Origin of the sequence: Halomonas sp. AOP13-D3-9 (genome assembly GCF_052379125.1) — a bacterium.
Classification (GTDB): Bacteria; Pseudomonadota; Gammaproteobacteria; order Pseudomonadales; family Halomonadaceae; genus Vreelandella.
Genome location: NZ_JBQSYH010000025.1, coordinates 1 through 23,963, shown reverse-complemented (window position 1 = coordinate 23,963; position 23,963 = coordinate 1). Strand labels below are relative to the sequence as shown.

25 protein-coding genes are annotated in these 23,963 nt (G+C 56.2%); 16 read left to right on the top strand and 9 right to left on the bottom strand.

The window, feature by feature from the left end; all coding sequences use genetic code 11:
- Position 1 precedes the first annotated feature (1 nt).
- From ACT3UM_RS22020 to apaG, 4 genes are read left to right on the top strand one after another with little or no spacing between them, the layout of a single operon-like run.
- Complete coding sequence (locus tag ACT3UM_RS22020) at positions 2-1,027, top strand: peptidylprolyl isomerase (RefSeq protein WP_498902192.1); 1,026 nt, start codon at positions 2-4, stop codon at positions 1,025-1,027.
- Positions 1,027-2,097: a 4-hydroxythreonine-4-phosphate dehydrogenase PdxA gene (gene pdxA / locus ACT3UM_RS22015; protein ID WP_498902191.1), complete on the top strand. Its 1,071-nt coding sequence runs from the start codon at positions 1,027-1,029 to the stop codon at positions 2,095-2,097. Before ACT3UM_RS22020 ends, pdxA begins: the two co-directional genes overlap by 1 nt.
- 26 nt (positions 2,098-2,123) lie before the next feature.
- Positions 2,124-2,951: a 16S rRNA (adenine(1518)-N(6)/adenine(1519)-N(6))-dimethyltransferase RsmA gene (gene rsmA, locus ACT3UM_RS22010; protein ID WP_498902190.1), complete on the top strand. Its 828-nt coding sequence runs from the start codon at positions 2,124-2,126 to the stop codon at positions 2,949-2,951.
- Complete coding sequence (apaG, locus tag ACT3UM_RS22005; RefSeq protein WP_498902189.1) at positions 2,948-3,325, top strand: Co2+/Mg2+ efflux facilitator ApaG/CorD; 378 nt, start codon at positions 2,948-2,950, stop codon at positions 3,323-3,325. Before rsmA ends, apaG begins: the two co-directional genes overlap by 4 nt.
- Here apaG and ACT3UM_RS22000 read toward each other — a convergent pair.
- Both ACT3UM_RS22000 and ACT3UM_RS21995 read right to left on the bottom strand, forming a co-directional pair.
- Positions 3,322-4,770, bottom strand: coding sequence for a GMC oxidoreductase (locus ACT3UM_RS22000; protein WP_498902188.1), 1,449 nt, complete (start codon positions 4,768-4,770; stop codon positions 3,322-3,324). The genes apaG and ACT3UM_RS22000 overlap by 4 nt on opposite strands.
- Positions 4,770-4,949: a hypothetical protein gene (locus ACT3UM_RS21995; protein WP_498902187.1), complete on the bottom strand. Its 180-nt coding sequence runs from the start codon at positions 4,947-4,949 to the stop codon at positions 4,770-4,772. The genes ACT3UM_RS22000 and ACT3UM_RS21995 overlap by 1 nt, the downstream gene beginning before the upstream one ends.
- A 201-nt stretch (positions 4,950-5,150) precedes the next feature.
- Between ACT3UM_RS21995 and ACT3UM_RS21990 the strand changes: the two genes are divergently transcribed.
- Both ACT3UM_RS21990 and ACT3UM_RS21985 read left to right on the top strand, forming a co-directional pair.
- Positions 5,151-5,963 (top strand): symmetrical bis(5'-nucleosyl)-tetraphosphatase, encoded by an 813-nt coding sequence (locus tag ACT3UM_RS21990; RefSeq protein ID WP_498902186.1) that lies wholly within the window; start codon positions 5,151-5,153, stop codon positions 5,961-5,963.
- 7 nt (positions 5,964-5,970) lie between these two features.
- On the top strand, positions 5,971-7,110 hold the full coding sequence (locus ACT3UM_RS21985) for a tRNA nucleotidyltransferase/poly(A) polymerase-related protein (RefSeq protein ID WP_498902185.1): 1,140 nt from the start codon (positions 5,971-5,973) through the stop codon (positions 7,108-7,110).
- Here the strand turns inward: ACT3UM_RS21985 and folK are convergent, their stop codons facing one another.
- Together folK and folB are read right to left on the bottom strand one after the other, a co-directional pair.
- On the bottom strand, positions 7,111-7,659 hold the full coding sequence (gene folK, locus ACT3UM_RS21980; RefSeq protein ID WP_498902184.1) for a 2-amino-4-hydroxy-6-hydroxymethyldihydropteridine diphosphokinase: 549 nt from the start codon (positions 7,657-7,659) through the stop codon (positions 7,111-7,113).
- Positions 7,656-8,036 carry a dihydroneopterin aldolase gene (folB, locus tag ACT3UM_RS21975; RefSeq protein WP_498902183.1) on the bottom strand — a complete coding sequence of 127 codons (381 nt, stop codon included), beginning with the start codon at positions 8,034-8,036 and terminating at the stop codon, positions 7,656-7,658. The genes folK and folB overlap by 4 nt, the downstream gene beginning before the upstream one ends.
- A 103-nt stretch (positions 8,037-8,139) precedes the next feature.
- Between folB and plsY the strand changes: the two genes are divergently transcribed.
- A complete protein-coding gene (gene plsY / locus ACT3UM_RS21970) occupies positions 8,140-8,712 on the top strand; it encodes a glycerol-3-phosphate 1-O-acyltransferase PlsY (RefSeq protein ID WP_498902182.1) in 573 nt (190 codons plus the stop codon).
- Here plsY and tsaD read toward each other — a convergent pair.
- Positions 8,709-9,758 carry a tRNA (adenosine(37)-N6)-threonylcarbamoyltransferase complex transferase subunit TsaD gene (gene tsaD, locus ACT3UM_RS21965; protein ID WP_498902181.1) on the bottom strand — a complete coding sequence of 350 codons (1,050 nt, stop codon included), beginning with the start codon at positions 9,756-9,758 and terminating at the stop codon, positions 8,709-8,711. The two genes, plsY and tsaD, sit on opposite strands and share 4 nt — an antisense overlap.
- 236 nt (positions 9,759-9,994) lie before the next feature.
- Between tsaD and rpsU the strand changes: the two genes are divergently transcribed.
- The 3 genes from rpsU to rpoD all read left to right on the top strand — a co-directional run bounded on the left by rpsU (position 9,995) and on the right by rpoD (position 14,414).
- Positions 9,995-10,210, top strand: a complete 216-nt coding sequence (gene rpsU, locus ACT3UM_RS21960; RefSeq protein ID WP_008956349.1) for a 30S ribosomal protein S21 — start codon at positions 9,995-9,997, stop codon at positions 10,208-10,210.
- 261 nt (positions 10,211-10,471) lie between these two features.
- Complete coding sequence (gene dnaG / locus ACT3UM_RS21955) at positions 10,472-12,337, top strand: DNA primase (RefSeq protein ID WP_498902180.1); 1,866 nt, start codon at positions 10,472-10,474, stop codon at positions 12,335-12,337.
- Between the two features lie 226 nt (positions 12,338-12,563).
- Complete coding sequence (gene rpoD, locus ACT3UM_RS21950) at positions 12,564-14,414, top strand: RNA polymerase sigma factor RpoD (protein ID WP_498902179.1); 1,851 nt, start codon at positions 12,564-12,566, stop codon at positions 14,412-14,414.
- 114 nt (positions 14,415-14,528) lie between these two features.
- On the opposite strand, the gene ACT3UM_RS21945 is transcribed toward rpoD, so the two are convergent.
- Positions 14,529-15,176 carry a hypothetical protein gene (locus ACT3UM_RS21945; RefSeq protein WP_498902178.1) on the bottom strand — a complete coding sequence of 216 codons (648 nt, stop codon included), beginning with the start codon at positions 15,174-15,176 and terminating at the stop codon, positions 14,529-14,531.
- 188 nt (positions 15,177-15,364) lie between these two features.
- Between ACT3UM_RS21945 and ACT3UM_RS21940 the strand changes: the two genes are divergently transcribed.
- Complete coding sequence (locus tag ACT3UM_RS21940; RefSeq protein WP_498902177.1) at positions 15,365-16,732, top strand: L-serine ammonia-lyase; 1,368 nt, start codon at positions 15,365-15,367, stop codon at positions 16,730-16,732.
- On the opposite strand, the gene ACT3UM_RS21935 is transcribed toward ACT3UM_RS21940, so the two are convergent.
- A complete protein-coding gene (locus ACT3UM_RS21935; protein ID WP_498902176.1) occupies positions 16,729-17,625 on the bottom strand; it encodes a LysR family transcriptional regulator in 897 nt (298 codons plus the stop codon). The genes ACT3UM_RS21940 and ACT3UM_RS21935 overlap by 4 nt on opposite strands.
- Positions 17,626-17,755: 130 nt before the next feature.
- Here ACT3UM_RS21935 and ACT3UM_RS21930 point away from each other — a divergent pair, with 130 nt between their 5' ends.
- The 4 genes from ACT3UM_RS21930 (at position 17,756) to mtgA (ending at position 21,561) form a co-directional block, all read left to right on the top strand.
- Positions 17,756-18,739, top strand: coding sequence for an MBL fold metallo-hydrolase (locus ACT3UM_RS21930; RefSeq protein ID WP_498902175.1), 984 nt, complete (start codon positions 17,756-17,758; stop codon positions 18,737-18,739).
- Positions 18,740-18,784: 45 nt separating this feature from the next.
- Positions 18,785-19,894, top strand: coding sequence for an S-(hydroxymethyl)glutathione dehydrogenase/class III alcohol dehydrogenase (locus ACT3UM_RS21925; protein ID WP_498902174.1), 1,110 nt, complete (start codon positions 18,785-18,787; stop codon positions 19,892-19,894).
- 85 nt (positions 19,895-19,979) lie between these two features.
- A complete protein-coding gene (gene fghA, locus ACT3UM_RS21920; protein WP_498902173.1) occupies positions 19,980-20,834 on the top strand; it encodes an S-formylglutathione hydrolase in 855 nt (284 codons plus the stop codon).
- Between the two features lie 10 nt (positions 20,835-20,844).
- Positions 20,845-21,561, top strand: coding sequence for a monofunctional biosynthetic peptidoglycan transglycosylase (mtgA, locus tag ACT3UM_RS21915; RefSeq protein WP_498902172.1), 717 nt, complete (start codon positions 20,845-20,847; stop codon positions 21,559-21,561).
- A 15-nt stretch (positions 21,562-21,576) separates the two neighbouring features.
- On the opposite strand, the gene ACT3UM_RS21910 is transcribed toward mtgA, so the two are convergent.
- Together ACT3UM_RS21910 and ACT3UM_RS21905 are read right to left on the bottom strand one after the other, a co-directional pair.
- Positions 21,577-22,344, bottom strand: coding sequence for an EAL domain-containing protein (locus ACT3UM_RS21910; RefSeq protein ID WP_498902171.1), 768 nt, complete (start codon positions 22,342-22,344; stop codon positions 21,577-21,579).
- Between the two features lie 30 nt (positions 22,345-22,374).
- Positions 22,375-23,307 (bottom strand): DMT family transporter, encoded by a 933-nt coding sequence (locus ACT3UM_RS21905; RefSeq protein ID WP_498902170.1) that lies wholly within the window; start codon positions 23,305-23,307, stop codon positions 22,375-22,377.
- 145 nt (positions 23,308-23,452) lie between these two features.
- Between ACT3UM_RS21905 and ACT3UM_RS21900 the strand changes: the two genes are divergently transcribed.
- Positions 23,453-23,842 carry a DUF4168 domain-containing protein gene (locus tag ACT3UM_RS21900; protein ID WP_498902169.1) on the top strand — a complete coding sequence of 130 codons (390 nt, stop codon included), beginning with the start codon at positions 23,453-23,455 and terminating at the stop codon, positions 23,840-23,842.
- Positions 23,843-23,963 lie beyond the last annotated feature (121 nt).

The window sequence follows — 23,963 nt, the reverse complement described above, 5'->3', positions numbered from 1 at the left end:
TATGAAAATGAGAAAGCCCCTGCTAGGCCGTATGAAACAGCTCTCTGCTGGTAGCCTGCTCGCGTTGTGTGTAGGCGCAGGCCTTGCGCTGGCCCCGCTAGCCCTACAGGCGCAGAACTTCCAGTCCACCCAGCGCCAGGCGCTAGACAGCGTTGTTGCCGTGGTTAATAACGATGTGATCATGCGCAGCGAGCTAGATGATCGCATGGCGCAAGTCGAGCAGCAGGCACAAGCCCAGGGTGGTAATCTTCCGCCGCGCTCCCAGTTGGAGCGACAGGTGCTTGAGCGTATGGTGATGGAAGATATTCAACTGCAGATGGCCAAAGATGCCAATTTGAGCATCGATGACACCGAGCTAAACAGACAGGTTCGCTCAATCGCCGAATCCAATGGCATGACGCTGGATGAGTTTGCCGATGCCGTGGAAGCAGACGGTATGACGCTGGCCAGCGTGCGAGAAGATATTCGCCGCGAAATGCTGATGCGCCAGGTGCAGCAGCGCCAAATCAGTAACCGCGTATCGGTCAGTGACCGTGACGTTGAGCGCTTTCTAAACCAGCAGCCAAGCCAGTCCGGTGAGCAGAACTTTATCGAAGAGACCCGCGCCCGCCACGTGCTGATTACGCTGACCCCGAACCGTGATGAAAACCAAGCCCGGGCGCGAGCGGAAGAAGTTCGCCAGCAATTGATGCAAGGCGAAGATTTCGCCTCGGTGGCACGTGAGTATAGCGATGACAGTGGCACGGCCCTCAACGGCGGCGAACTGGGCTGGGTTCGTCCAGGGCAGACCGTTCCCGCCTTTGAAGAAGCGATGCGTGAACTGGACGTTAACCAGGTATCCCAGCCGGTACGCTCTCAGTTTGGCTACCACGTGATTGAGGTAGAGGAGCGTCGTCGTCAAAACGTTACCCAAGAGAGCCAGCGTGAGCAGGTGCGTCAAGCGATCTTCCAGCGTCGCGCGAACGAAGAGTTAGAGACCTGGCAACAAGAGATTCGCTCCCAAGCCTTTGTTGATATTCGACTCTAATGGTAGTGGGCACTTTATCTTCCGATAGCGAGCTGCCGGTAGTGGTGACCACCGGCGAGCCGGCGGGCATTGGCCCCGAGCTAATGCTGTTGCTAGTGGTCCAGGGGATCCTCCCCGCGGGTACCGTAGCGATTGGCGACCCGGATATGCTGCGCCAGCGCGCAGCCGCGCTTAAGTTAAACGTTACGGTGATTGAGTGTTTGCTAGGCGAGTGTCCATACGGCACCAACGTGCTGCCGGTTTGGCCGGTGGCGCTCCATGCGCCTGCTGTGCCAGGGGTTCTTGATTCGGCCAACGCTGACTATGTATTGGCTACCCTGGCGTTGGCTGTGGATGCTTGCCAAAGGGGCTTGGCGGCGGCCATGGTCACGGCACCGCTGCACAAAGGCGTAATTATCGAGGGTGGCTATCCAGACTTTACCGGCCACACCGAGTGGCTGCGCGATGCCTGTGGCGTCGATGAGGTGGTCATGATGCTGGCCACCGACGCGGCACTGCATGCCAGCTCCCCAGGCTGGCAGGGCAGCGGAGATTTACGTGTGGCACTGGTGACCACCCACTTGCCGCTGCGCAATGTTGCCGACGCTATCACCTTTGAGCGGGTAACCCGTATCAGCCGTCTGCTGGCGGCCGATTTGCAGCGCCAGTTTGGGATTGCCCAGCCACGCATTGCGGTGTGCGGCTTAAACCCTCACGCTGGAGAGGATGGCCACCTGGGGCGCGAGGAGCTGGATGTTATTATCCCCGCCCTTGATGCGCTGCGTGCGGAGGGGATGGATATCCTTGGCCCCTTGCCTGCCGATACGCTGTTTACCCCCAGGCACCTGGCCGGTGTCGATGCAGTGCTGGCGATGTATCATGACCAGGGCTTGGCGGTGTTAAAATACGCAGGCTTTGGCCAGGCCGCTAACATTACCCTGGGCTTGCCATGGGTACGCACTTCGGTCGACCATGGCACCGCGCTGGATCTGGCTGGCAAAGGCGTGGCAGATCCCGGCAGCCTAAACGTCGCTATCACCCTTGCGCGCCGTCTAGCCGCGCAGCGGCTGTCTGTAAAATCCCCCGATTGAATCCGCACTCCAAGGAACACCGTTTGATGTCTACTGTGCCCCAACACCGCGCTCGTAAACGCTTTGGTCAGAACTTTTTACGCGACCTCGGCATTATTTCGCGGATCGTTCGCGCCGTTGGTCCGCGCTCAACCGATCGCCTGGTCGAAATCGGCCCAGGCCAGGGAGCGCTGACTGAGCCGCTGCTGGAAGCCGCAGGGCATTTAGAAGTGATTGAGCTGGATCGTGACCTAATCCCGGGCCTGCGAGTGCAGTTTTTTAACTACCCTGACTTTATTATCCATGAAGGCGATGCGCTGAAGTTTGATTTTGCCGCGCTTAAGGGCGACGGGCCTGCGCTACGCGTGGTGGGTAACTTGCCCTATAACATCTCCACACCGCTGATCATTCATCTGCTGGCGGCAGGAAGTGCCATAGAAGATATGCACTTTATGCTGCAAAAAGAGGTAGTTGAACGCTTAGCGGCAGAGCCGGGCGGCGCTGACTGGGGGCGCCTCTCGGTGATGGCCCAATACTATTGTCAGGTCGAACAGCTGTTTATTGTGCCACCGGAAGCCTTCGTGCCACGCCCCAAAGTCGACTCGGCTATCGTGCGGCTAACCCCCCATGAAACGCTGCCCCATACCGCGGATGATCCAGCGCTGCTGTTTGAACTGGTCAAGTTCGCCTTTGGCCAGCGGCGCAAAACGCTGCGCAATAATTTTAAAGGGCGGGTGAGTGCCGCTACCCTGGAAGACTTGGGCATTGATCCCATTCGCCGTCCGCAAACCTTGACCGTAGCGGAGTACGTGGCCATTGCCAACCGTGTTGCCGCCGACGGGCAAGCAAGCGGTGAGCGGGGCAGCCAATCGTGAGTGATCTAGCGATCAAAGTAAGCGTTGTGCCGGGCTACCGTGCCGATGAGTCGAACGATGGCGAGTCACGCTACGTGTTCAGCTATACCGTGACCGTGCACAATCAAAGCCCCCACAGCGTTCAGCTTATGGCGCGCTACTGGAAAATCACCCAGGGCGGAGGCGAGTACCAAGAAGTGCGCGGCAAAGGCGTCGTCGGCCAGCAGCCACTGATCGGTCCTGGCCAAAGCTTTCGCTACACCAGCCGGGCGATTCTCCAGACCCCGGTGGGCGTTATGGAAGGCGCCTATACGCTGTTAGACACCTCCACCCAGCGTGTTTTTGAGGTGGCGATTACGCCATTTAGATTGGCCGTACCGCTCCAACTCCACTAGGCGCTCCGCGTTAGTTCACTCTCTAGATGGTCGCAAAGCCGCAGAGCCAACTGCACTAGCGTCAACGTGGGGTTGGCGTGCCCCGCGCTGGCAAACACGCTGGAGCCCGCCACGTAAAAGTTATCCTGGGCAAATAGGCGGCAGTCGGCGTTAACGATACCTTCCGCGGCATTTAGGCTCATGCGCGTGCCACCCATATGGTGACGCCCTGCCAGTTCGCCATCGGTGGGCAGTTCCACAGGCGTAGCGGCTAGCCAGTCGGCAAGTTGCAGCCTTCCTACCTCGTGATCGCGAAGATACTCTCCCAGCAGCAACATGCTCTCGCGAATGGTGCGGCGATCTAACTCAGATTGCCGCCATACCAAGCGGCTCCTGGGTACCCCCAGTTTATCCAGCTCATCGCTTAGCTCAATACGGTTTTCATAGCGCGGTTCCTGCTCCCAGGCGGCTCTTAGCACTGCGCCGTGGATGACCCGGCCTTGAGCCTGCCAGACTCGCAGTCGGCCAGCCAGCGTGGGCGCCTGATCAGCGAGCTCGTCAATCAGCTCCTGGGTGGCTTCAGCGTTCATGCGGTGCAAACGCAGCCCACAATTAAGTATTTGCCGTGTGTTGATGGCGTCAGCGGTAGGGGAGAGGAAAACATTGTACTCGTCGTCCAAGCCCAGGGCGGCGGGCTCAAATAGCAGCGCCTTGCCCACCGTGGCGTGGGGGTGCTCCATCCAGTAGCGCCCTAAGGTGTTAGCTTGGGGGATTAGCTGGCCATTTAGTTGCTGGTTGCACCACAGCAGCAGGCGCGAGTTTTCGATGCCGCCGCAGGCGAGTACAAAGTAGCGCGCCTGAACACTTCGAACGTCGCCTTGGTAGTTTTTAAAAGTCGCACCAGTGACCTTGCCAGCCTGGGTTTCCAATGCCACCAAGTTGGCTGTTAGGCAGCACTCCAGAGTGACCGAATCGCTCAGCGTTGCGGCATACTTCTCTTTCATGCGGGTGGGGTGACCCAGCGAAAAATAGATGCGCTTTAACCCTGCCTCAGGGATCAAATGATCGGCTGGCGTGGGCTCCAGACCAAGCATGTTAACGGCCGCGCTGTAGTAAGGAGCTAGCGCATTGCGGCCTATTGGCCAGGCGGTTTCGCTGGCGGCGGCTTTGGCATTGAAGTCGTAGCGATCCAAGGGGCGACAAATACCGCCCCAGTGGTTGGTCGACCCACCCAAATGTCGCAGCCGAGCGCCATACAGAGGAATATAGGGGTCGCCGACGACGTCGCCTTGGTAGCACTCTTGGGAGCGTTCGCTATAGTCCGCATCGCCACCTTCACAGAGCAGTACGCGATGCCCCCTATCCGCCAGGGTAACAGCCATGGAAATGCCGGCCGCACCCGCGCCGATAATGCAGACATCCCAGGCGTCGCTGTGTTCGCTGATATCCTCAAAGGCGATATACATCAGCGGTCACTGCTGTTCAGTAGCCAGCCATTAACCGTCACCGCAACGTATGGCGGGGCAAGCTTGGGAGCAGCGGCACGTGCGGCAGGAAGAAGCGCTGTGCCGGGAAGTATGAGGGCACCCAGGCCCGCCAGCGTTGCCGCCCGCAGCAGCCCGCGTCGAGAATGATCCATTGTCATAGGCGTATCGTTTTCCCTAACAGTTATTACCAGGTGGCTAAGTATCGAATGGCTTAAGAACGTCAAAGCGTACTTTTTATAGTGATCCAGGTTAACCCTTTTCACCAGTGCTAATCATTAATATACACCGCCCACAACAGGCAGAGGGTATCGGTGAAGTGGTAGTATTAGTCCACTTATTTTATGAAGAAGGCCTTGCGCATGAGCACCTATGCGATCGGCGATCTGCACGGCTGTCACGCCGAATTTGTAGCCCTGCTTGAAAAGCTCAGCTTCAACCCCGCGCGGGATACGCTATGGCTAGTGGGCGATTTGATTAATCGTGGGCCAGGGTCGTTAGCGTGCCTGCGCGAAGTGCGCGCGCTGGGTGGCGCCGCCCGCAGCGTATTGGGCAACCATGATTTCCATTTGCTGGTGGTGGCCCGTGGCGGCGGCAAGCTGAAAAAAAACGATACCCTGAGCGGTATTCTTGATGCCCCTGACCGCGAAGCGCTGCTGGATTGGCTGCAGAGCCAGCCGCTTAGCGTGTTTGAAAACGGTACGCTGATGACCCACGCGGGGCTGCTTCCCCAGTGGAGCATTCCCCAGACTGAGGCGCTTGGGCGGGAAGTGCAGACGGCGCTTGCCAGCGAAACATCCGGTGAGTTTTTAACCCAGCTATTTGGCAACCAGCCGGATGTCTGGCGCGACGATCTAGACGGCATGGATCGCCTGCGCCTGACGGTCAATGTACTGACCCGGATGCGCTTTATTGATGCCCAGGGGCGTTTGGAGTTTGCCGCCAAAGAGGGGCTTGATAGCGCCCCGGAGAGCTTTTTGCCCTGGTTTCAATATCCACGGAGCGATGACACCCGGCTGCTCTTCGGCCACTGGGCGGCGCTAGAGGGGCATACTCCTCGGGCGCAGGTGCCCGTTGAGGCGCTGGATACGGGCTGCGTTTGGGGCGGTCGCTTAACCGCACTCAATCTGGATAGCGGCGAGCGAACCAGCGTGCCCAGTCAACAGGGAAGATAAAATCTGAATGGAAAAAAAACATACTCAGCAACGTGCTGATTCCCGCTTGGCGGGCCTAAACGTCTATCGGGTCGGCGGTGCCGTGCGCGATGCGCTGCTGGGCTGGCCGGTTTACGACAATGACTGGGTCGTTGTGGGCGCCACACCAGCCGACATGCGCAAGCGCGGCTTTAAACCGGTGGGGCGCGACTTTCCGGTCTTTCTGCATCCGGATACGGCCGAGGAATACGCCCTGGCACGCACCGAGCGCAAGTCTGGCCATGGCTATGCGGGGTTTGAAGTACACGCCAGCCCCGATGTCAGCCTGGAAGAGGATCTGCTGCGGCGTGATTTAACCATTAACGCCATTGCCCAGAGCCCCGAGGGTGAATTAACCGACCCGTTTAATGGTCAAGGCGATATCGAACAGCGCGTGCTTCGGCATATTTCCGCAGCGTTTAGCGAAGACCCGCTGCGGGTACTGCGTACCGCGCGCTTTTTGGCCCGCTATGCAGCGTTGGGCTTTACCATTGCCCCTGAAACCCTGGCGCTGATGCGTCAAGTGAGTCACAGCGGTGAACTTGAGCATCTGGCCGCCGAGCGGGTCTGGGTTGAAACGGAGAAAGCGCTAGGCGAGCCGAGTCCAGAGGTCTACTTCACCACCCTTGAGCGCTGCGACGCTCTCACCGTTTGGTGGCCAGAATTGCTGGGCGAGGCGCTCATAAAGGGCTTGGCAGCGTTAGCTCAGGCGCCTGTCAGCAGCTCGCTGGCAGTGGCTCACTGGCGCTATGCGCAGTTGGTGTCGCCGTTAACGGCTGAGCAGCGCGAGGCTTTGGCAGCGCGACTCAAGCTGCCCAACGCCGTTGCTCAGCTTGCTCGCCATACCGCGCTTACGCATGCATTGCTTGCCGCCACACTAGATGGCCCTAACGTGCTGCGCTGGCTGGAGCGTTTGGATGGCTGGCGTAAGCCCGAGCAGGTCGAGGCGCAGCTAGCGCTAGTCAAGGTGCTGGCGCCTGAGCAGGTTGGGCAACTCGCAAGCGCCTGGCAGGCTGCCCGGGAGGTTAGCCCTCAGGCGTTAATAGCCGAGGGGTATCAAGGGGCCGCGTTGGGAGAAGCCTTGCGTGAGCGGCGCGGGCAGGCGGTGACGACTGCGCTAGCGTATTAGTTACCGGCGTGCCGCCGCAAGAAGGGGCTGTTGGTCGGCTTGGGAGATCCAGCGGCCACGCCAACTAAAATCGACGGCCCATAGGCGCTGGCTGCCTAGTTCGAAGGCGTTCCATAGCGCGGCATAAGGGGTGCCGCAGCGGGGATGGCGCTGTTCAGGCAATAGCTCTGCAAGCGGTTGCAAAACAAACGCATTATGGGTGATTTCGCCGCGCGGCAGGGCAACATCGTCAACAGTGCCACAAAGACTGCCCACGGTGAGCAAGTCGATATCCAGCGCACGAGGGCTGAATTTAGCAATATCGGGCAGGCGGCCATGCTCAATTTCCAACTGCTTACCCCACGCCTGAAGCTCGCCGGGCGTCCAAGCGCTGTGAAACGCCACTACCAGGTTGTAAAAATTGCGACTGTCGGCGAAACCGACCGGCTCGCTTTCAAACACCCGAGAGATTTGTAGGGGGCCGAAGGTATCGGCAAGCGCATCAAGGCAGCAGCGAATATGCCGGGTGGGGTGGATGTTGCTGCCTAAACTGACCGTCACCAGGTTCATGCGTTGGTCTCCTGGGCCGCCTCCGGCAGGCAGCCGCGGGTAATTTCCAGGCCGACGCTGGCGGCGTTGGGGACTGCCCCCGGTTTACGCACCGTTAAGCGCAGCCAGGTGATCGGAAAATCCGTCCGCAGGCACTCAGCGAGCCGTTCGGCAAAGGTCTCGACCAGGGCGAATTGATGGGCGTCGGCAAACTGCTGAATGCGCTGGCAGATAGCGGCGTAATCCAGGGTGAGGTGTAATTCGTCGGTGGCTGCCGCCGAGCGAATATCGGTCGCCAGCACCAAGTCTAGGCTTAGCGACTGTTGAATCGAGCGCTCCCAATCGTAGACACCAATGACGGTGTCGACGCTTAACGCTTCAATAAAAATACGATCCATCCAGCTTCCCCCTACGGTAACAAGCGGGCGATTGTACGTTAGGATGGGGTTTAACGACAGTCAGCCGGGTTATCGAGATGGCCTATAAAGCGAGCATACAGCCATGGGTTGGATAGTGGTGGGGTATTTTAGCGGCAGTTGGCTGGCAGCGCTGAGCGTTTGTCGACTGGCTGGCGTGGGTGACCCTCGTCACCATGGCTCGTTTAACCCTGGCTTTTCCAACGTGCTGCGCCTCTATGGCCCCCGCTTAGCGGCAGCGACACTGCTATTAGACGCCTTAAAAGCGATGCCCGCCGTACTCGGCGCAAAGTTGACCAGTTGTCCGGTATGGCTGCAGGGACTGGTCGGGTTGGCGGTATTGCTAGGTCACAGCTTTCCACTATGGCATGGCTTTCGCGGCGGAAAGGCGGTCGCCAGTGCCTTTGGTGTGCTGCTGGTGTTGGTGCCTTATGTGGCGCTACTAAGCGCGGTTGTTTGGTCGCTGTTGGCGTGGCGACTTAAAACGGCGGCGCTGGCCTCGCTGTTGAGTGCCTTAGTGGCGCCGCTAGCTTGTATCTGGTTAGCCCCGGAGTATGTCATGGTGGTGGGTGGCTTTAGCCTGCTGGTACTGGCCCGCCATGGGCTTAACATTCGCCGACTGCGAAGCGGCGAGGAACCGCCGTTTCGCGGTTCTTAGCGTGAGGCTGGCGGTGTCAACTGATCCAGCGGCCAGCGGGGCGTCGCCTGCATCATGCCGGGAATATCACACTCGCCCGCGGCTAGGCGTTGAGCGCCTACGTAGGCAATCATGGCGCCATTGTCGGTGCAGAAACGCCCGCGTGGGTAGTAGGCACGGGCCTGCCGTTTTTCACACTCAATTTGCAGCCGTTCGCGCAGGCGATGATTGGCGCTCACTCCTCCCGCGACCACTAAGCGCTTCAAGCCGGTTTGATCCAACGCTCGACGGCACTTGATCACCAGCGTATCGACTACCGCCTCTTCAAAGGCGCGGGCAACGTCGGCGCGGGCCTGATCGTCGAGTTGATAGGCGGTTTCCAATTGGCGAATAGCCGTCATGGTGTGGGTTTTTAAGCCCGAGAAACTGAAATCAAGCCCTGGGCGGTCGGTCATGGGGCGCGGGAAACGAAAGCGCTTGGGGTCGCCCTGTTCTGCTAACTTGGCGACCTGGGGGCCGCCTGGGTAGGCCAGCCCAAGCATCTTGGCGGCTTTGTCAAAGGCTTCCCCTGCGGCATCGTCCACCGATTCGCCGAGCAACTGATAGCGGCCCAGCCCCTGAACTTCGACGAGCTGGGTATGGCCGCCGGATACCAGCAGCGCCACAAAGGGGAACTCGGGGGGCTCATCTTCCAGCATCGGTGCCAGCAGGTGACCTTCCATATGGTGTACGCCGAGCACCGGGATGTTTAGGGCGCGGGCCATGCCGTGAGCGGTGCTGGCACCCACCATTAATGCGCCGACCAAACCCGGCCCAGCGGTGTAAGTGATGCCATCCAGGTCGCGGCGCGTCAGTTTGGCGTCGCTGAGCACCTGCTCAATCAGCGGCAGCAGTTTGCGGGTGTGATCGCGAGAGGCGAGTTCGGGCACCACGCCGCCAAACTCCGCGTGCATGGCGATTTGGCTATATAGCGCGTCGGCAAGCAGCCCCTGGCCGCCAGTTAGCGAGGTGTCGTAAAGCGCGACACCCGTTTCGTCGCAGGATGTTTCAATGCCCAGAACACGCATAAAGAGGGACTCTCAAAGGCTATTCAAAAGATGTAAAAGTGAAAATCATAAGGGCAGTAGTCTAACATTGTCGCAGCAGGTCAGCGTAAGCATTTGCAATGATGGCCAACGGCGACTAAACTACTGTGCGCTGTAAAACTGGGTCGTACACCGCGTTGCTAGTCGCAATATGAATCGCGATATCGCAGTGTACGTACTATCCGAACTCAAGACTCCTTAAGGTAGGTGAGTGCTTAATGCCTTCTGTAAAAGTACGTGATAACGAGCCGTTTGACGTCGCCCTGCGTCGCTTCAAGCGTTCTTGCGAAAAAGCCGGTGTTCTTTCTGAAGTACGCCGCCGCGAGCACTATGAGAAGCCGACTGCTGAGCGCAAGCGCAAAGCGGCAGCTGCCGTAAAACGCCACGCTAAGAAAGTGCAGCGTGAGCAAAAGCGTTTCGAACGGCTCTATTGATCCGTACCCGAGGGGGCCGGAGCAGTTAGCTGGTCGTCTCAAGAGGGATGCCAAGCGGCCGCCACTAGGTGGCCGTTTGTTTTTGACTATTGTTTTTAAAGCCGTTGTTTTTAAAGCCATCGTTTTTCAAAGCGATCGTTCAAGACCGTCGCTGTTTAAGGTGATCGGGCAATGGGTCTGATGACGTTAAGCAGGGTTGTTAAGAGCGGTTTTTAAAACAGACTCGAAAGTTAGCGCTTTGCGCGAGGATGCCCGTAGTTCATGGCAGGCCAAATTCCACAGCGTTTCATTGATGACCTGTTAGGCCGCGTTGATGTGGTCGAGGTGGTTGGTGAGCGTGTGCAGCTTAAAAAGGCTGGCCGCAACTACTCTGGGCTATGTCCCTTCCATCAAGAGAAAACCCCATCGTTTACCGTCAGTGCTGATAAGCAGTTTTATCACTGCTTTGGCTGCGGAGCTAATGGTAATGCACTACGCTTCTTGATGGAGTACGACAAACTGCCGTTTCCTGAGGCGGTAGAGCAGCTAGCCGGGCGCTTGGGGATTGAGGTGCCGCGTGAGGGCGCTGATGACCCGCGTGCTCAGCAGCGTGAAAAGAAACGTAAAGAGGGCGTTAACCTGCTCGAACTCGCCGCCAGTTTTTATCGCGAGCGATTGAAGATGCAGGAAGGGCAGTCTGCCCAACGCTATCTGTTGGGTCGTGGCCTCTCGGACGACGTGATCAAGACCTATGGTATTGGCTATGCCCCGGCAGGCTGGGAGGCGCTTAAACAGCACCTTAGCGAGCGCGGTATCGGTGAACCGGTTCAGGTGGAGTATGGCCTGCTGATTCACCGCGAAGATACCGGACGTACCTATGACCGCTTTCGTGATCGGGTCATGTTCCCGATTCGCGATCTGCGCGGCCGCACGATTGCTTTCGGTGGTCGAGTGATGGGTGATGATCAGCCCAAATACCTTAACTCGCCGGAAACGCCCGTGTTCCATAAAGGTCGTGAGCTATACGGCTTGTATGAGGCGCGCCAAGCCTCGAGCAAGCTTGAGCAGTTGGTTATGGTCGAAGGCTATATGGATGTGGTGGCGCTGGCGCAATACGGTATTCATAACGCCGTGGCGACGCTGGGTACCGCCACCACGGAAGATCATTTGACCCGCCTATTTCGACTGGTGAGTCGCGTGGTGTTCTGTTTTGACGGTGACCGTGCGGGAAGACAGGCGGCCAGCCGGGCGCTGGAAACCGCGCTGCCACAAATGATTGATGGCCGTGAAGCGCGCTTTCTGTTTCTGCCCGAAGGTGATGACCCGGACACCCTGGTGCGCCGTGAAGGCACCCAGGCATTTCAGGATCGTGTGACTTGTGCCATGCCGCTGTCGGAGTTTCTATTTGAGCAGGCAGCCCAAGGGCGCGACTTGAATACAGTGGAAGGGCGTGAGCGATTTGCCAGTCAGGTGCTTGAAGCATTGAACAAAGTGCCTGAAGGCATGCTCAAATCGTTACTGCTGGAATCATTGGCAAAGCGAAGTGGGCTGGCACAAGAGCAGTTGAAAGTGCTGCTCGAAAAGCGTGTCCTGGCGTCGCGGCGATCCGTCGCCCAAGTTGATGCTTCGCAGGCGCAGGCAGAGCAGTTGGAGCCCGATTCGGCCTCATCCGCGCCCGGCGCTGTTTTGGCCGCGCCAGCCCGCTCATCGCGCTCACGTTCCCAGGCGCTCTCCCCGGTTGGGCGTATAGTGCAGCTGTTACTGCATGAGCCCAATCTGGTGGCCACGCTGCCTGATCATTTGGAGTGGTTGCCGGAAGATGACGATGCGCCGCTGTGCCGCGAGCTGATCGAATTGCTCAAGGCGGGGCGCTACCGCAGCCCACAAGTGGTATTGGCGCATTTTCAGGGCAGCCAGCAGGGGCAGGCCTTAGCGGTTTTCGCCAAGCGCGAGCTGTTGATTCCCAAAGCAGATCGGGAAGAAGAGCTGAAGGGCTTGGTGGAGCACTTGCAGTACGTTCAGCGCCAGCGTTCTCCCCAAGAGGAGTACGCGGCGTTGCTGGCGCAGGAGCGCGCCGGGCAAAAGTTAGATAAGGAGCAGCGCCGACGTTTGGCAAGCCTGGTAATGGAGCTTGCCCAGCGCCAATGAGGCGGTGTCTTGGGCGATGGGGGTTGAATTCCTAGCGTTTCAGCACCAGATATAGGGTCAGCCACCGAGCGCTGGCCTAACCGAACAAACTAACACACCTGAATTACCGCGCAAATACGTCATGCTGGAAAATTTCCTGCTATTTACGCTATACTGTACGGCTTGTTGAGTTTAATCGATTCAGCGCACCAGGTGTTTCATTCTTCTTCGTCGAGATAGGGTTTCTATGGCTGGAAATGCGCAGCAGCAGTCGCGTCTGAAGGAGTTGATCGCTCGAGGCAAGGAACAGGGTTACCTGACCTATGCCGAGGTCAACGACCATCTACCTGAGGATATCGCCGACCCGGATCAAGTGGAAGACATCATTGGCATGATCAACGACATGGGTATAAGTGTCGCTGAAGAAGCCCCTGATGAAGACACTTTGATGATGTCGGATCAATCCACGGACGAGTCCGCTGCGGAAGAGGCCGTAGCGGCTCTTGCCGCCGTGGAAAGCGATGTAGGCCGCACCACTGACCCGGTACGTATGTATATGCGTGAAATGGGCACGGTTGAGCTTCTGACCCGTGAAGGCGAGATTGAAATCGCCAAGCGGATCGAAGAGGGCACCCGTGAAGTGATGTCGTCTCTGGCCTATTTGCCGGGTGCCGTCGCGTCCATTCTTGACGCCTACGACGCTACTCAGGATGAAGAAGCGCCAGGGCGTCTTTCGGATCTGTTTTCTGGTTTCATCGATCCCGATGAGGGGATTCCCGGTGTTGCCGAGGCAGAAGTACCCGAACCGGAGCCAGAGCCCGAAGTTGGAGAGGACGTTGAAGGCGACGGCGACGATGAGGATGAAGACGCCACGGCCAGCGAAGGTGGCCCGGATCCAGAAGAGGCGCGTGCGCGTTTTGAGCAAATTCGCGAGCAGAACGCCTTAGTCGAAGCGGCGTTTGCCAAGCATGGCCGTGGCAGTGCCGAGCTCAAAGCGGAGCAGGCCCGTTTAGCTGTGCTCTTCTCGCCGATCAAGCTGGTGCCCAAACACTTTGAGCGCTTAGTTGGTCAGGTGCGTATCAGCGTTGAGCAGGTGCGCGCCCAAGAAAAAGCGGTCATGCAGCTGTGCGTCAAGAAAGCCAAGGTGCCGCGTAAAACGTTTATCAAGTCGTTCCCAGGCAATGAGTCACGTAAAACCTGGTTGGATGACTTCCAGGCAGCGCAGAGCAAATACGCTGACCGTCTTGAGCCGTTACGCGCTGATATTGCCCGTGCCCAGCGTAAGATCGCCTTTGAAGAGGACATGGTGCAACTCTCGGTTGCCGATCTTAAAGAGGTCAATCGTAAGCTCTCGATTGGTGAGGCAAAAGCTCGCCGCGCCAAGAAAGAGATGGTTGAGGCCAACCTGCGTCTGGTTATCTCGATCGCCAAGAAGTACACCAACCGCGGTTTGCAGTTCTTGGATTTGATCCAGGAAGGCAACATTGGTCTGATGAAAGCGGTCGATAAGTTCGAATATCGCCGGGGTTATAAGTTCTCGACTTATGCCACATGGTGGATTCGGCAGGCAATAACCCGCTCGATTGCTGACCAGGCGCGCACCATTCGTATTCCGGTACATATGATTGAGACGATCAACAAGCTCAATCGCGTATCGCGCCAGATGCTGCAGGAAATGGGCCGTGAGCCGACGCCGGAAGAACTCGGTGAGCGTTTGGAAATGCCGGAAGATAAAGTACGCAAGGTGCTCAAAATCGCCAAAGAGCCGATCTCCATGGAGACGCCGATTGGTGACGATGATGACTCACACTTGGGCGACTTTATCGAAGATGGCACAATGCTGCTGCCCATCGATATGGCCACCGGTGAAGGTCTTATCGAAGCGACCCGTAACGTGTTAGGCGGCTTGACCGCCCGCGAAGCGAAAGTGCTGCGCATGCGCTTCGGTATTGATATGAATACCGACCATACGCTGGAAGAAGTAGGCAAGCAGTTTGACGTAACGCGCGAGCGAATCCGTCAGATTGAAGCCAAAGCGCTGCGTAAGCTGCGCCACCCCAGCCGCTCTGAGCCGCTGCGTTCGTTCCTCGACGAGTAAATGTCGTAAGCAGTGAATAGTGATTGGTAAATAGAAAGTAAAAAGCCCGCCGTTTTTTGAACGGCGGGCTTTTTGTTGGGGTGATCGAGGCGGTTGTTGAGATCGTTACTGCGCTTAAGTGGCTATCTGCCGGGCTCGATAAATGCGTCGGGCAAGTAACAGTAATTCCAGTGTAGCGATCAAAATTAGGCTGTAACCGAGTAGTTCAACCACTTCTTCTGCGACGCTTTTAAAGGTTCCCGAGTAGCTGTCTTCTAGAATGGCTTGCCAAAATTCTTGCCGCCCGTAAAGGCGCGAGAAAATGTAGGTAGTCAAAACACCAGCCGTAAACAAACCAAAAGCAAGCGTATTACTGTAGTAGGTAAACTCTTCAAGGAATTGATGACGCTGCTTAACCACCCAATAAAGCGTGGGGAGAATAATCAGTGCAACAAGCACCTTCCAGGTGTTATGCGCGACATAGTTATCTAAAAAGTGATCTTGCTCACGCACCAGTGAGGCGGCCAAAAACGCCAGTAGTAGCAGGGTGAGGGTGGGCCAGACTCTCAGTACTTGACGAATATAAATCAGCATTGCACAGCAGGTGGCAAGCACTAAGGTTTGAGTAAGCTCGGTAAAGCCCAGCTCAGAAAACCTTACCTCAGGTAGATAGAGTGCTTCCAGGTAAGCGCCTTGCGCAATCGCACCGATAAACAGCACGTACAGCACTGCACGCACTAAGATGATTTGAAACCCTATTGGCCAGGGAGGGGGAGAAGACATACCAACATCCTTTGTGGGTAAGTAGCATCGCAATTTGTAGGCACAAACATGCATGGGTGAATGTTCATTATATCGTCACACTTGTGTGTTGGCACGCCCATATTGCGGTAAATCGCTCGACGTTTGGTCGTCACCCCTGCAAAGTATCTAATAGACAGGCAATAACTACGTTTCGAGGCTTAATTGGCATGGCAATTAGTGTGTTTGATCTTTTTCGTATCGGCATCGGACCTTCCAGTTCCCACACAGTGGGCCCAATGCGCGCCGCCCGCGACTTTGCCCTTGCGCTTGGCGATAGCCGCGTCAGCCAGGTGGTAGTTCGACTGCATGGTTCGCTGGCTGCCACTGGCGTGGGGCACGGGACGGATCAGGCGGTGATCATGGGGTTGATGGGCGAAGCGCCAGAAAGTATCGACCCAGACACGATTGCAGCGCGGTTAAAACAACTGGAGGAGGGTGATCTGCTGTTATTAGCTAATGGTCAGCAGATCGCCTTTGACGCTTCAAACGACGTACAGTGGGATGAGACCTGCCTGCCGTTTCACCCTAATGCCATGGTGCTGAGCGCCTATTGTGATGACGCGCTGGTAGCGACCAATACGTTTTACTCCCTTGGCGGCGGCTTCTATGTCGACCAAGCCAAGGCGGATCTTGGGGAAGTAGGCGAAGACAGCACTCAGTTGACGTACCCTTTCAATACCGCTGCCGAGCTGCTTGCCCTGTGTAAGCAGCATCAGTTGCGCATTAGCCAACTGATGCTTGAAAACGAGAAGGCTTGGCGGAGCGAGTCGGTCATTCGAGAAGAGCTGCTGACCATTTGGCACGCCATGAGCGATAGCATTGAGAATGGCCTACGTGCGACAGGCCATTTGCCCGGTGGCTTGAATGTACGTCGGCGTGCGCAACTGCTCCATCAACAGTTGCTCCATCCACCGGAAAATCAGCGCTTGATCGTGTCGAGCTTTACCGTGATGGATTGGGTCAATGTGTTTGCGCTGGCAGTGAATGAAGAGAACGCCGCAGGTCGGCGCATGGTCACCGCGCCAACCAATGGCGCGGCGGGCATTGTGCCCGCTGTGTTGGCGTACTACTTGAAGTTTGAGCCCGACGCGAGCGAGGCCGATGTGGTCGATTTTCTACTTACCGCTGGGGCGGTCGGTATTTTATGCAAGAAGAACGCCTCTATTTCCGGCGCAGAAGTAGGCTGTCAGGGCGAAGTGGGCTCTGCTTGCGCGATGGCAGCCGCTGGGCTAGCCGAAGTGCTGGGTGGCACGCCGGGGCAGGTGGAAAACGCGGCTGAGATCGGCTTGGAGCATAACCTGGGCTTAACATGCGACCCGGTGGGCGGGCTTGTTCAAGTGCCTTGCATCGAGCGTAATGCGATCGCTTCCGTTAAAGCGATCAATGCAGCGCGTATGGCACTGCACGGCGATGGGGAACACTTTATATCGCTGGATAAAGTGATTCGCACCATGCGCGATACGGGCCGTGATATGCAGGATAAATACAAAGAAACATCCAAGGGCGGGCTCGCCGTCAATGCCATCGAGTGCTAGTCCAAAGGGTTAATGGGTAGCAGGGTGTCTATATTAGCCACCAGGTAGTCGACCAGTTGGCGGATTTTGGGTGAAAGATGGCGGTGGCGAGGGTAGACCGCCCAAACGGCGGTATCGTGGTGTTGAAAAGGCTCAAGTACGGCTACCAGCTCACCGCTGGCCAAGTAGGGAGCCACATAATAATCAGGCAACTGCGCTAAGCCCAACCCTTTGCGTGCGGCGTCTAACAGCGCTGGGCCGGAATTGCTGGTCCAGCACCCCTCGACGCGCACTTCGCGGCGTTGGCCGTTCACTTCAAATAGCCAGTTAGGTCGAGAGCCAATCAGGCAGCGGTGTTGACTAAGTTCGGCCAAGGTATGGGGTCGCGGCGCTTGGCGAAAGTAGCTTTGCGAGCCGACGATATACTCACGGCGGTCGCATAGACGCCTGGCGATCAGGCTGGAATCCTTTAACACCCCCATGCGAATGGCAATATCGTAACCCTCTTCAATCAATTCAACCGGTCGATTAGTGAAGTGCATGTGAACGTCCAACTGAGGATGTAAACATTGAAAGTCATTCACCAGTGGGGCGATAAAGCGCTCGCCAAAGGTCGTGGCCGAGGTCAGTTTAAGTAGCCCGCTAGGCTTGGCCTGGAGTTCGCTAAGTGCCTGCTCGGCATCCCGCAGCCCATCAAACAGATGGCGACAGTGCTCCACGTAGGTAGTCCCCGCGTCGGTTAAACGAATTTGACGGGTGGTGCGATATAGCAATTGAACACCTAGCTGATTTTCGAGCTGGCTAACCAAGCGGCTAATATGCGAGGTCGATACCTTTAGGTGGCGGGCCGCAGCAGAAAACGTGCCTAACCGCACTACCTCGACAAACGCTTCGATCCGGCTCCAGTGCTGCATGCTAACTCCCTGGGTCAATAGCAATTGTTGCTGTGTGGCAATAATCTTATGAGTGTATCCCGCTTTATCTACTGCGCCTAGCTGACCTACACTGCTAACATCGTTAGCGTATCAATGGAGCGTATAGCTTATGTCTAAATCTTTATCCCTGTGGTCGCGTGGTGCGCTGGCCGTTGCTATTAGTGCCGGTTGGGCAGCTAGCGCCCAGGCAGAGCTACCTACGCAACAGCAGGAGCAGGCGCCAGGCTGGTTTCGTATGATGGTCGGCGATTACGAGGTGACCGCTCTATACGATGGCCACACAGCCATTGATACATCGTTGCTGAAAGGCATGGAGCAAGAAGAAATTCTCCGCCATCTGGACGCACTATTTATTGATGCGGAAAGCGGCATGCAAACGGCGGTCAATGCTTTTCTTATTCACACCGGTGAGAACCTAGTATTGGTCGATGCCGGTTCAGCTGCCTGCTTTGGCCCATCATTGGGGCAAGTGGAGAGCAATCTGCGCGCATCGGGCTACTCGCCCGAGGATGTTGACACTGTACTGATGACCCATTTGCACCCTGATCACGTGTGTGGGCTAGCCAATGACGATGGTGAAGCGGTCTACCCCAACGCTGAGCTGCGTGCCAGCCAAGCCGATGCCGATTTTTGGCTGGATGAGGAGCGTGCAGCCGAGGCTCCTGAAGCTAATCAGCCCTTCTTTACCATGGCCCAAGAGGCGGTAGCGCCTTATCAGGAAGCGGATCGCTTCACCCCTTTCATTGCCGGTGATGAAGTGCTGATGGGTATCGTCGCACAAGACACTCACGGTCATACTGTTGGTCACTCAAGCTTTATGCTCAATAGCGATGATGACGCTATGCTGGTATGGGGTGACGTGGTGCACAGCTACGGCGTTCAATTTGCCGACCCCACTGTGGCCATTGAGTTTGACTCTGACCCTGAACAGGCCATTCGCACGCGAGAAGAAGTCCTCGAAAGTGCGGTTGAAGATAAGCATTGGATAGCCGGTGCCCATATGCCATTTCCTGGTATTGGTCATATCGTAGAAGATGACGAAGGCTATCGCTGGCTGCCGATTGAGTTTGGCCCGGTGGCAACTGACGAGTAACGCCTCGGTTACTATGTTTGAAGTAATGAATATCTAGGAGTCAAAATGAAGTCACGCGCAGCTGTTGCATTGGAAGCGGGCAAGCCGCTTGAACTGGTTGAGATTGATGTCGAAGGCCCGAAAGCCGGGGAAGTGCTGGTAAAAATGGCCGCGACAAGTGTTTGCCATACCGATGCTTACACGCTTTCTGGTGCTGATCCGGAAGGTAATTTTCCTGCCGTCTTGGGTCACGAAGGGGCAGGCGTTGTTCAGGAAGTAGGCGAGGGCGTTACCAGTCTTAAGCCGGGCGACCATGTCATTCCGCTCTACACCGCTGAGTGCGGTAAGTGTAAATTCTGTTTGTCGGGTAAAACCAACCTGTGCGGCAGCGTGCGCGCTACCCAAGGCAAAGGGGTTATGCCTGACGGTACCTCGCGTTTTTCACTAGACGGCAAGATGCTGCATCACTACATGGGCACCTCCACGTTCAGTGAATACACGGTGCTGCCCGAAGTCTCCCTGGCGGTGGTGTCCAAAGAAGCCCCCATGGATAAAATTTGCCTGCTGGGCTGTGGCGTAACCACCGGCATTGGCGCGGTGCTCAATACCGCCAAAGTAGAGCCGGGTGCTACGGTGGCGGTGTTTGGTCTGGGCGCGATCGGTTTAGCCGTTATCCAAGGCGCGGTGATGGCTAAAGCAGGGCGTATCATTGCTATCGATGTCAACGAAGATAAATTCGCGTTGGCCAAGCAGTTTGGTGCCACCGATTTTGTGAACCCGAAAGAGTACTCAGACCCGATCCAGCAGGTGATCGTCGACCTGACCGATGGCGGTGTCGACTACTCCTTTGAGTGTATTGGCAACGTCAATGTGATGCGCTCGGCGCTGGAGTGTTGCCACAAAGGCTGGGGTGAGTCGATCGTGATCGGTGTCGCCGGGGCCGGTGAAGAGATCTCCACACGGCCGTTCCAGCTGGTTACTGGGCGGGTCTGGAAAGGCTCCGCATTTGGTGGCGTAAAAGGGCGCAGCGAACTGCCGGGCTACGTTGATCGTTATATGAACGGTGAGATCAATATCGACGATTTTATTACCCACGATATGCCGTTTGAGAAGATCAATGAAGCGTTTGATTTACTGCATGCGGGTAAGAGCATTCGTACCGTGCTGCATTACTGAGTATCATTACCGAGATTGATAGCTAGCATGTTTAAAACGCGGTGGGGAGACCTGCCGCGTTTGCTGCATTTAAAGGAACCTGCCCATGAGCATGAGTGAAACTTTAGAACTGGTGTCTGCTAACCGTAGCTTCGGTGGCTGGCATAAGCGCTACCGCCACTACTCCCGTGCGCTGGACTGCGACATGGTCTTCGCCGTTTACTTGCCGCCCCAGGCGGAAAACGAGCGTGTGCCACTGCTTTGGTGGCTCTCTGGGCTGACCTGTAATGATGAAAATTTCATGCAGAAAGCCGGTGCGCATCGTATTGCCGCTGAGCTGGGTGTGGCGATCGTGTGCCCCGATACCAGCCCACGAGGAACCGATCTGCCCGGCGAGCACGAAAGCTACGATTTAGGGTCTGGGGCCGGGTTTTACGTCAACGCCACTGAGTCACCTTGGAAGTCCCACTATCGCATGTACGATTACGTGATTGAGGAGCTGCCTTCCGTGGTGCGTCAGCACTTTCCAGTCAATGGTCGCGAATCTATTAGCGGACACTCGATGGGTGGGCACGGTGCACTGATCTTGGCACTGCGTCATCCAGGGCGTTTTCGCTCGGTATCAGCCTTTTCACCGGTGGTTAATCCGATCAATTGCCCCTGGGGCCAGCAAGCCTTTACGGCTTATCTGGGTGAAGATCAGTCACGTTGGCGCCAATATGACGCCTGTGAACTGGTTGCCAATGGGGCATCACGTCAGCGACTGTTTATTGACCAGGGTGAAGCGGATCAGTTTCTTGAAGAGCAGCTCCAGCCAGAGCGTTTAGAAGCCGTTTGTGAAGAGCACGATCATCCATTAACACTGCGGCGTCAGCCGGGCTACGATCACAGTTACTTCTTCATTGCCTCGTTCATTGAGGATCATCTGCGCTATCATGCAGATCACCTCATGAAGCGTTAAGGATAACGGGATGCTCAATCGCTCGCTGCGCCGCTTTATGCGTCTGCTTTGGCGGATTGTTTGGCGCGGCGTGTTAGCGTTTGTGCTGCTGTCAGTCGCGCTGGTACTACTGTTTCGCGTCGTTCCACCACCGGGGTCGATGGTGATGGTCGAGCGTAAAATACAGAGCTGGATCAACAGTGAGCCGATTCGTATACAGCGCGAGTGGCGAGGTTGGGATTCGCTCTCTGTAAATGCCAAACTGGCAGTGATTGCCTCAGAGGATCAGCGCTTTCCGCATCACAGCGGGTTTGATCTTGTCGAATTGCGCCGCGCGTGGCAGGCCAGCCAAGATGGTGGGCGGCTGCGGGGTGCCAGCACCTTGACTCAGCAAACGGCTAAAAACGTTTTTCTGTGGACAGGCCGCAGCTGGACGCGGAAGGGGCTGGAGGCGTGGTTTACGCTGCTGATCGAGGTGCTCTGGAGCAAGCAGCGCATTTTGGAAGTCTATCTTAACGTCGCCGAGTGGGATCGTGGCGTGTTTGGCTTAGAGGCCGCAGCTCAGCACTACTTTGGCGCCTCTTCAAGCTCGCTGACTGAGCGCCAGGCAAGCCTTCTTGCGGCTATTTTACCCAGCCCGCTAACGCGCAGTGCCTCCCGGCCCGATGCCCAGGTTGAGCGACGAAGCCAGTGGATTCGCCAGCAGATGCGTAACTTAGGTGGGGCGGATTACTTGCAGCATCTATAGCTGTTTTTAGCCCCGTTAGTCATATTTGGCGTCATCAATCTCCGCCAGTGCTTCCAAGTTTGGGTAAGAGAAGTAATAGCCCTGCTGCCTAGGAATACCCAGTGCCAGCAGGCAGCGCGACTCATCGCGGGTTTCAACGCCTTCGGCAATCAACTGTGTTCCCAATGTTTTTGCCAGCGCTACCAGGCTACGCAGTATGGCTTGACGGCGCTTATTGCTATCGCACTCCATCACCAGGTCGCGATCAATTTTTAGCGTATCTGGGCGCAGGTCAGTGAGTAGATCAAGGTTGGCATAGCCGTTACCAAAGTCATCCAGTGAGGTGGTAAAGCCCATTTCACGATAACTCTCAATAATAGTGCGCATATGCAGGCGGTCATTGACGCGCTCGGTTTCGGTAATTTCGAAATTGAGGCGCTCGGTGGGCCAGCCTACACGGTTTGCCGTTTCAAGCGTCGCTTGAATACAGGCTTCCGGTTCGTAGACTGCATTGGGTAGAAAATTAATCGAGAGCCGTTCCTGCATTCCCAGTTCGCTGGCAAGCTCTATCGCTTTAATGCGGCAGGCCTGATCAAAGCGGTAGAGTAAATCATCAGTGACCTGCTCAAGAATTGAAAATGCGGATTCTCCATTGGGGCCGCGAACTAAGGCCTCGTAATAGATAATTTTCCGCTGACTAACGTCAACAATCGGTTGAAACGCCATTGTAAATGCAAAAGGCACCGGCGAATCGCACCGGTTACAGTGCCCTTTCACCCTGGCACAGTGGTGTTGTGCTGACATGTTTATCCAAGCCCTTGAATAAAATTATCGTTATCTCGCCTTATTGGCGGGTTTGCGAATAACCATCACCACTCCGGTGATGGCAACGAACATTCCCACAAGCCCCAGCAGGGGGAGACGTTCGTCAAATAGCCACCACGCTTGAAGCGCGGTGACGGGCGGCACAAGATAAAAAAGACTCGCTACCCGCGAAGCTTCCCCCTTTTTAATCAAGGCCATAAGTAACAGAATAGCGGCAATCGAGAGAATCAACACGAGCCAGGCGAGTGTTAGTACAAAGGTGCTGCTCCACTCCACCTGCCGGGTCTCAAATAGCAGTGCCCCGCCCCCCAGCAGAGCCGCTGCCGCCAAGTACTGAATAACCGCTCCGGAAAGCAGTGGCATGCTGGTGCAGTATCTTTTCTGATACAGCGTACCTAAGGAGATGCCGATCAACGCAGCGGTGACACACAGTAGAGCGCTAACCCCGAAGCCATCAAACAGCGATTCACCAATCTCAAGCTTACTGCCCAGCACTAAACTGATGCCTATAAGGCCAAGCCCTAGTCCCAGCCATTGGCGCCAAGAGAGCTGCTCGCCTAATAAAGGCCCGGCGAAGGCGGCGGTCAGCAGAGGCTGGAGACCCACCAGTAATGCCGCTAAACCGGCGGGCATACCCAGGTAAATGCCGTAGAAAACGCCACCTAAGTAAGCGCCGTGGACTAGAAAACCTGATACGGCGATGTGTGTCCATAACCTAGGTGATGAAGGCCAAGGGATACGCATCACTACGACCAGTGGTATCAGCAGCAGTAGCGTGAGAACAAAGCGAATAAACAAAAACGTAAAGGGTTCTGCGTAAGGCAGGCCGAACTTGGCACCGATAAAGCCGGTACTCCAAAGCAGCACAAAAAGCACTGGCATGGCGGTCAAACCTACCGAGGGCAGATCATTGGCACGTAACTTGTTGAAAAAGCTTGGCATGTTATTTCCGTAGTAGAGTGTTTTAGCTATATTTTTGATACATAAAGTTCTTTTTGTTACTAGTTTTTACATAATAAATTGAACCTGCTTGAAACGGGCGCGTCACAGTGGGCACATACATAACGCAATATTGAGGTTCCTTACTATGCAACGTTTAACTGCTCTGTTCTCTGCTGCCCTACTCGCGACTGGCTTGATGACGGCTACTGCCCACGCCCAGGAAGAGCAAGGTGCTGCACAAGATCCAATGGCGACCCAGCAAGCACCCGCCCAGGATTTTTCTGACGACCAGCTCCAGCAGTTTGCCGATGCTTCTCAAGAGATTGCGGTTATTTCCCAGGAATATACCCAGCGTCTGCAGGAAGCAGAAGATGAAGCAGCACAGCAGGAAGTGCGCACCGAAGCCAATGACCGCATGATCGAAGTGGTCGAAGACAGCGGCCTAGATGTTGATACCTTCAATGCTATTGGTCAATCTATTCAGCAAGATCCAGAAATGATGCAGCGCGTTCAGGAAATGGCTAGCCAATCGTAAGCCTTGCTGTTGATATCGGCTGATAGCGCTTTTTATGTAGCTAGCTTATTAAATTAACTAGTCACATTATTATCAGCTTGGCTTCGGCCATCAAAACCCGGTGCATACTGCACCGGGTTTT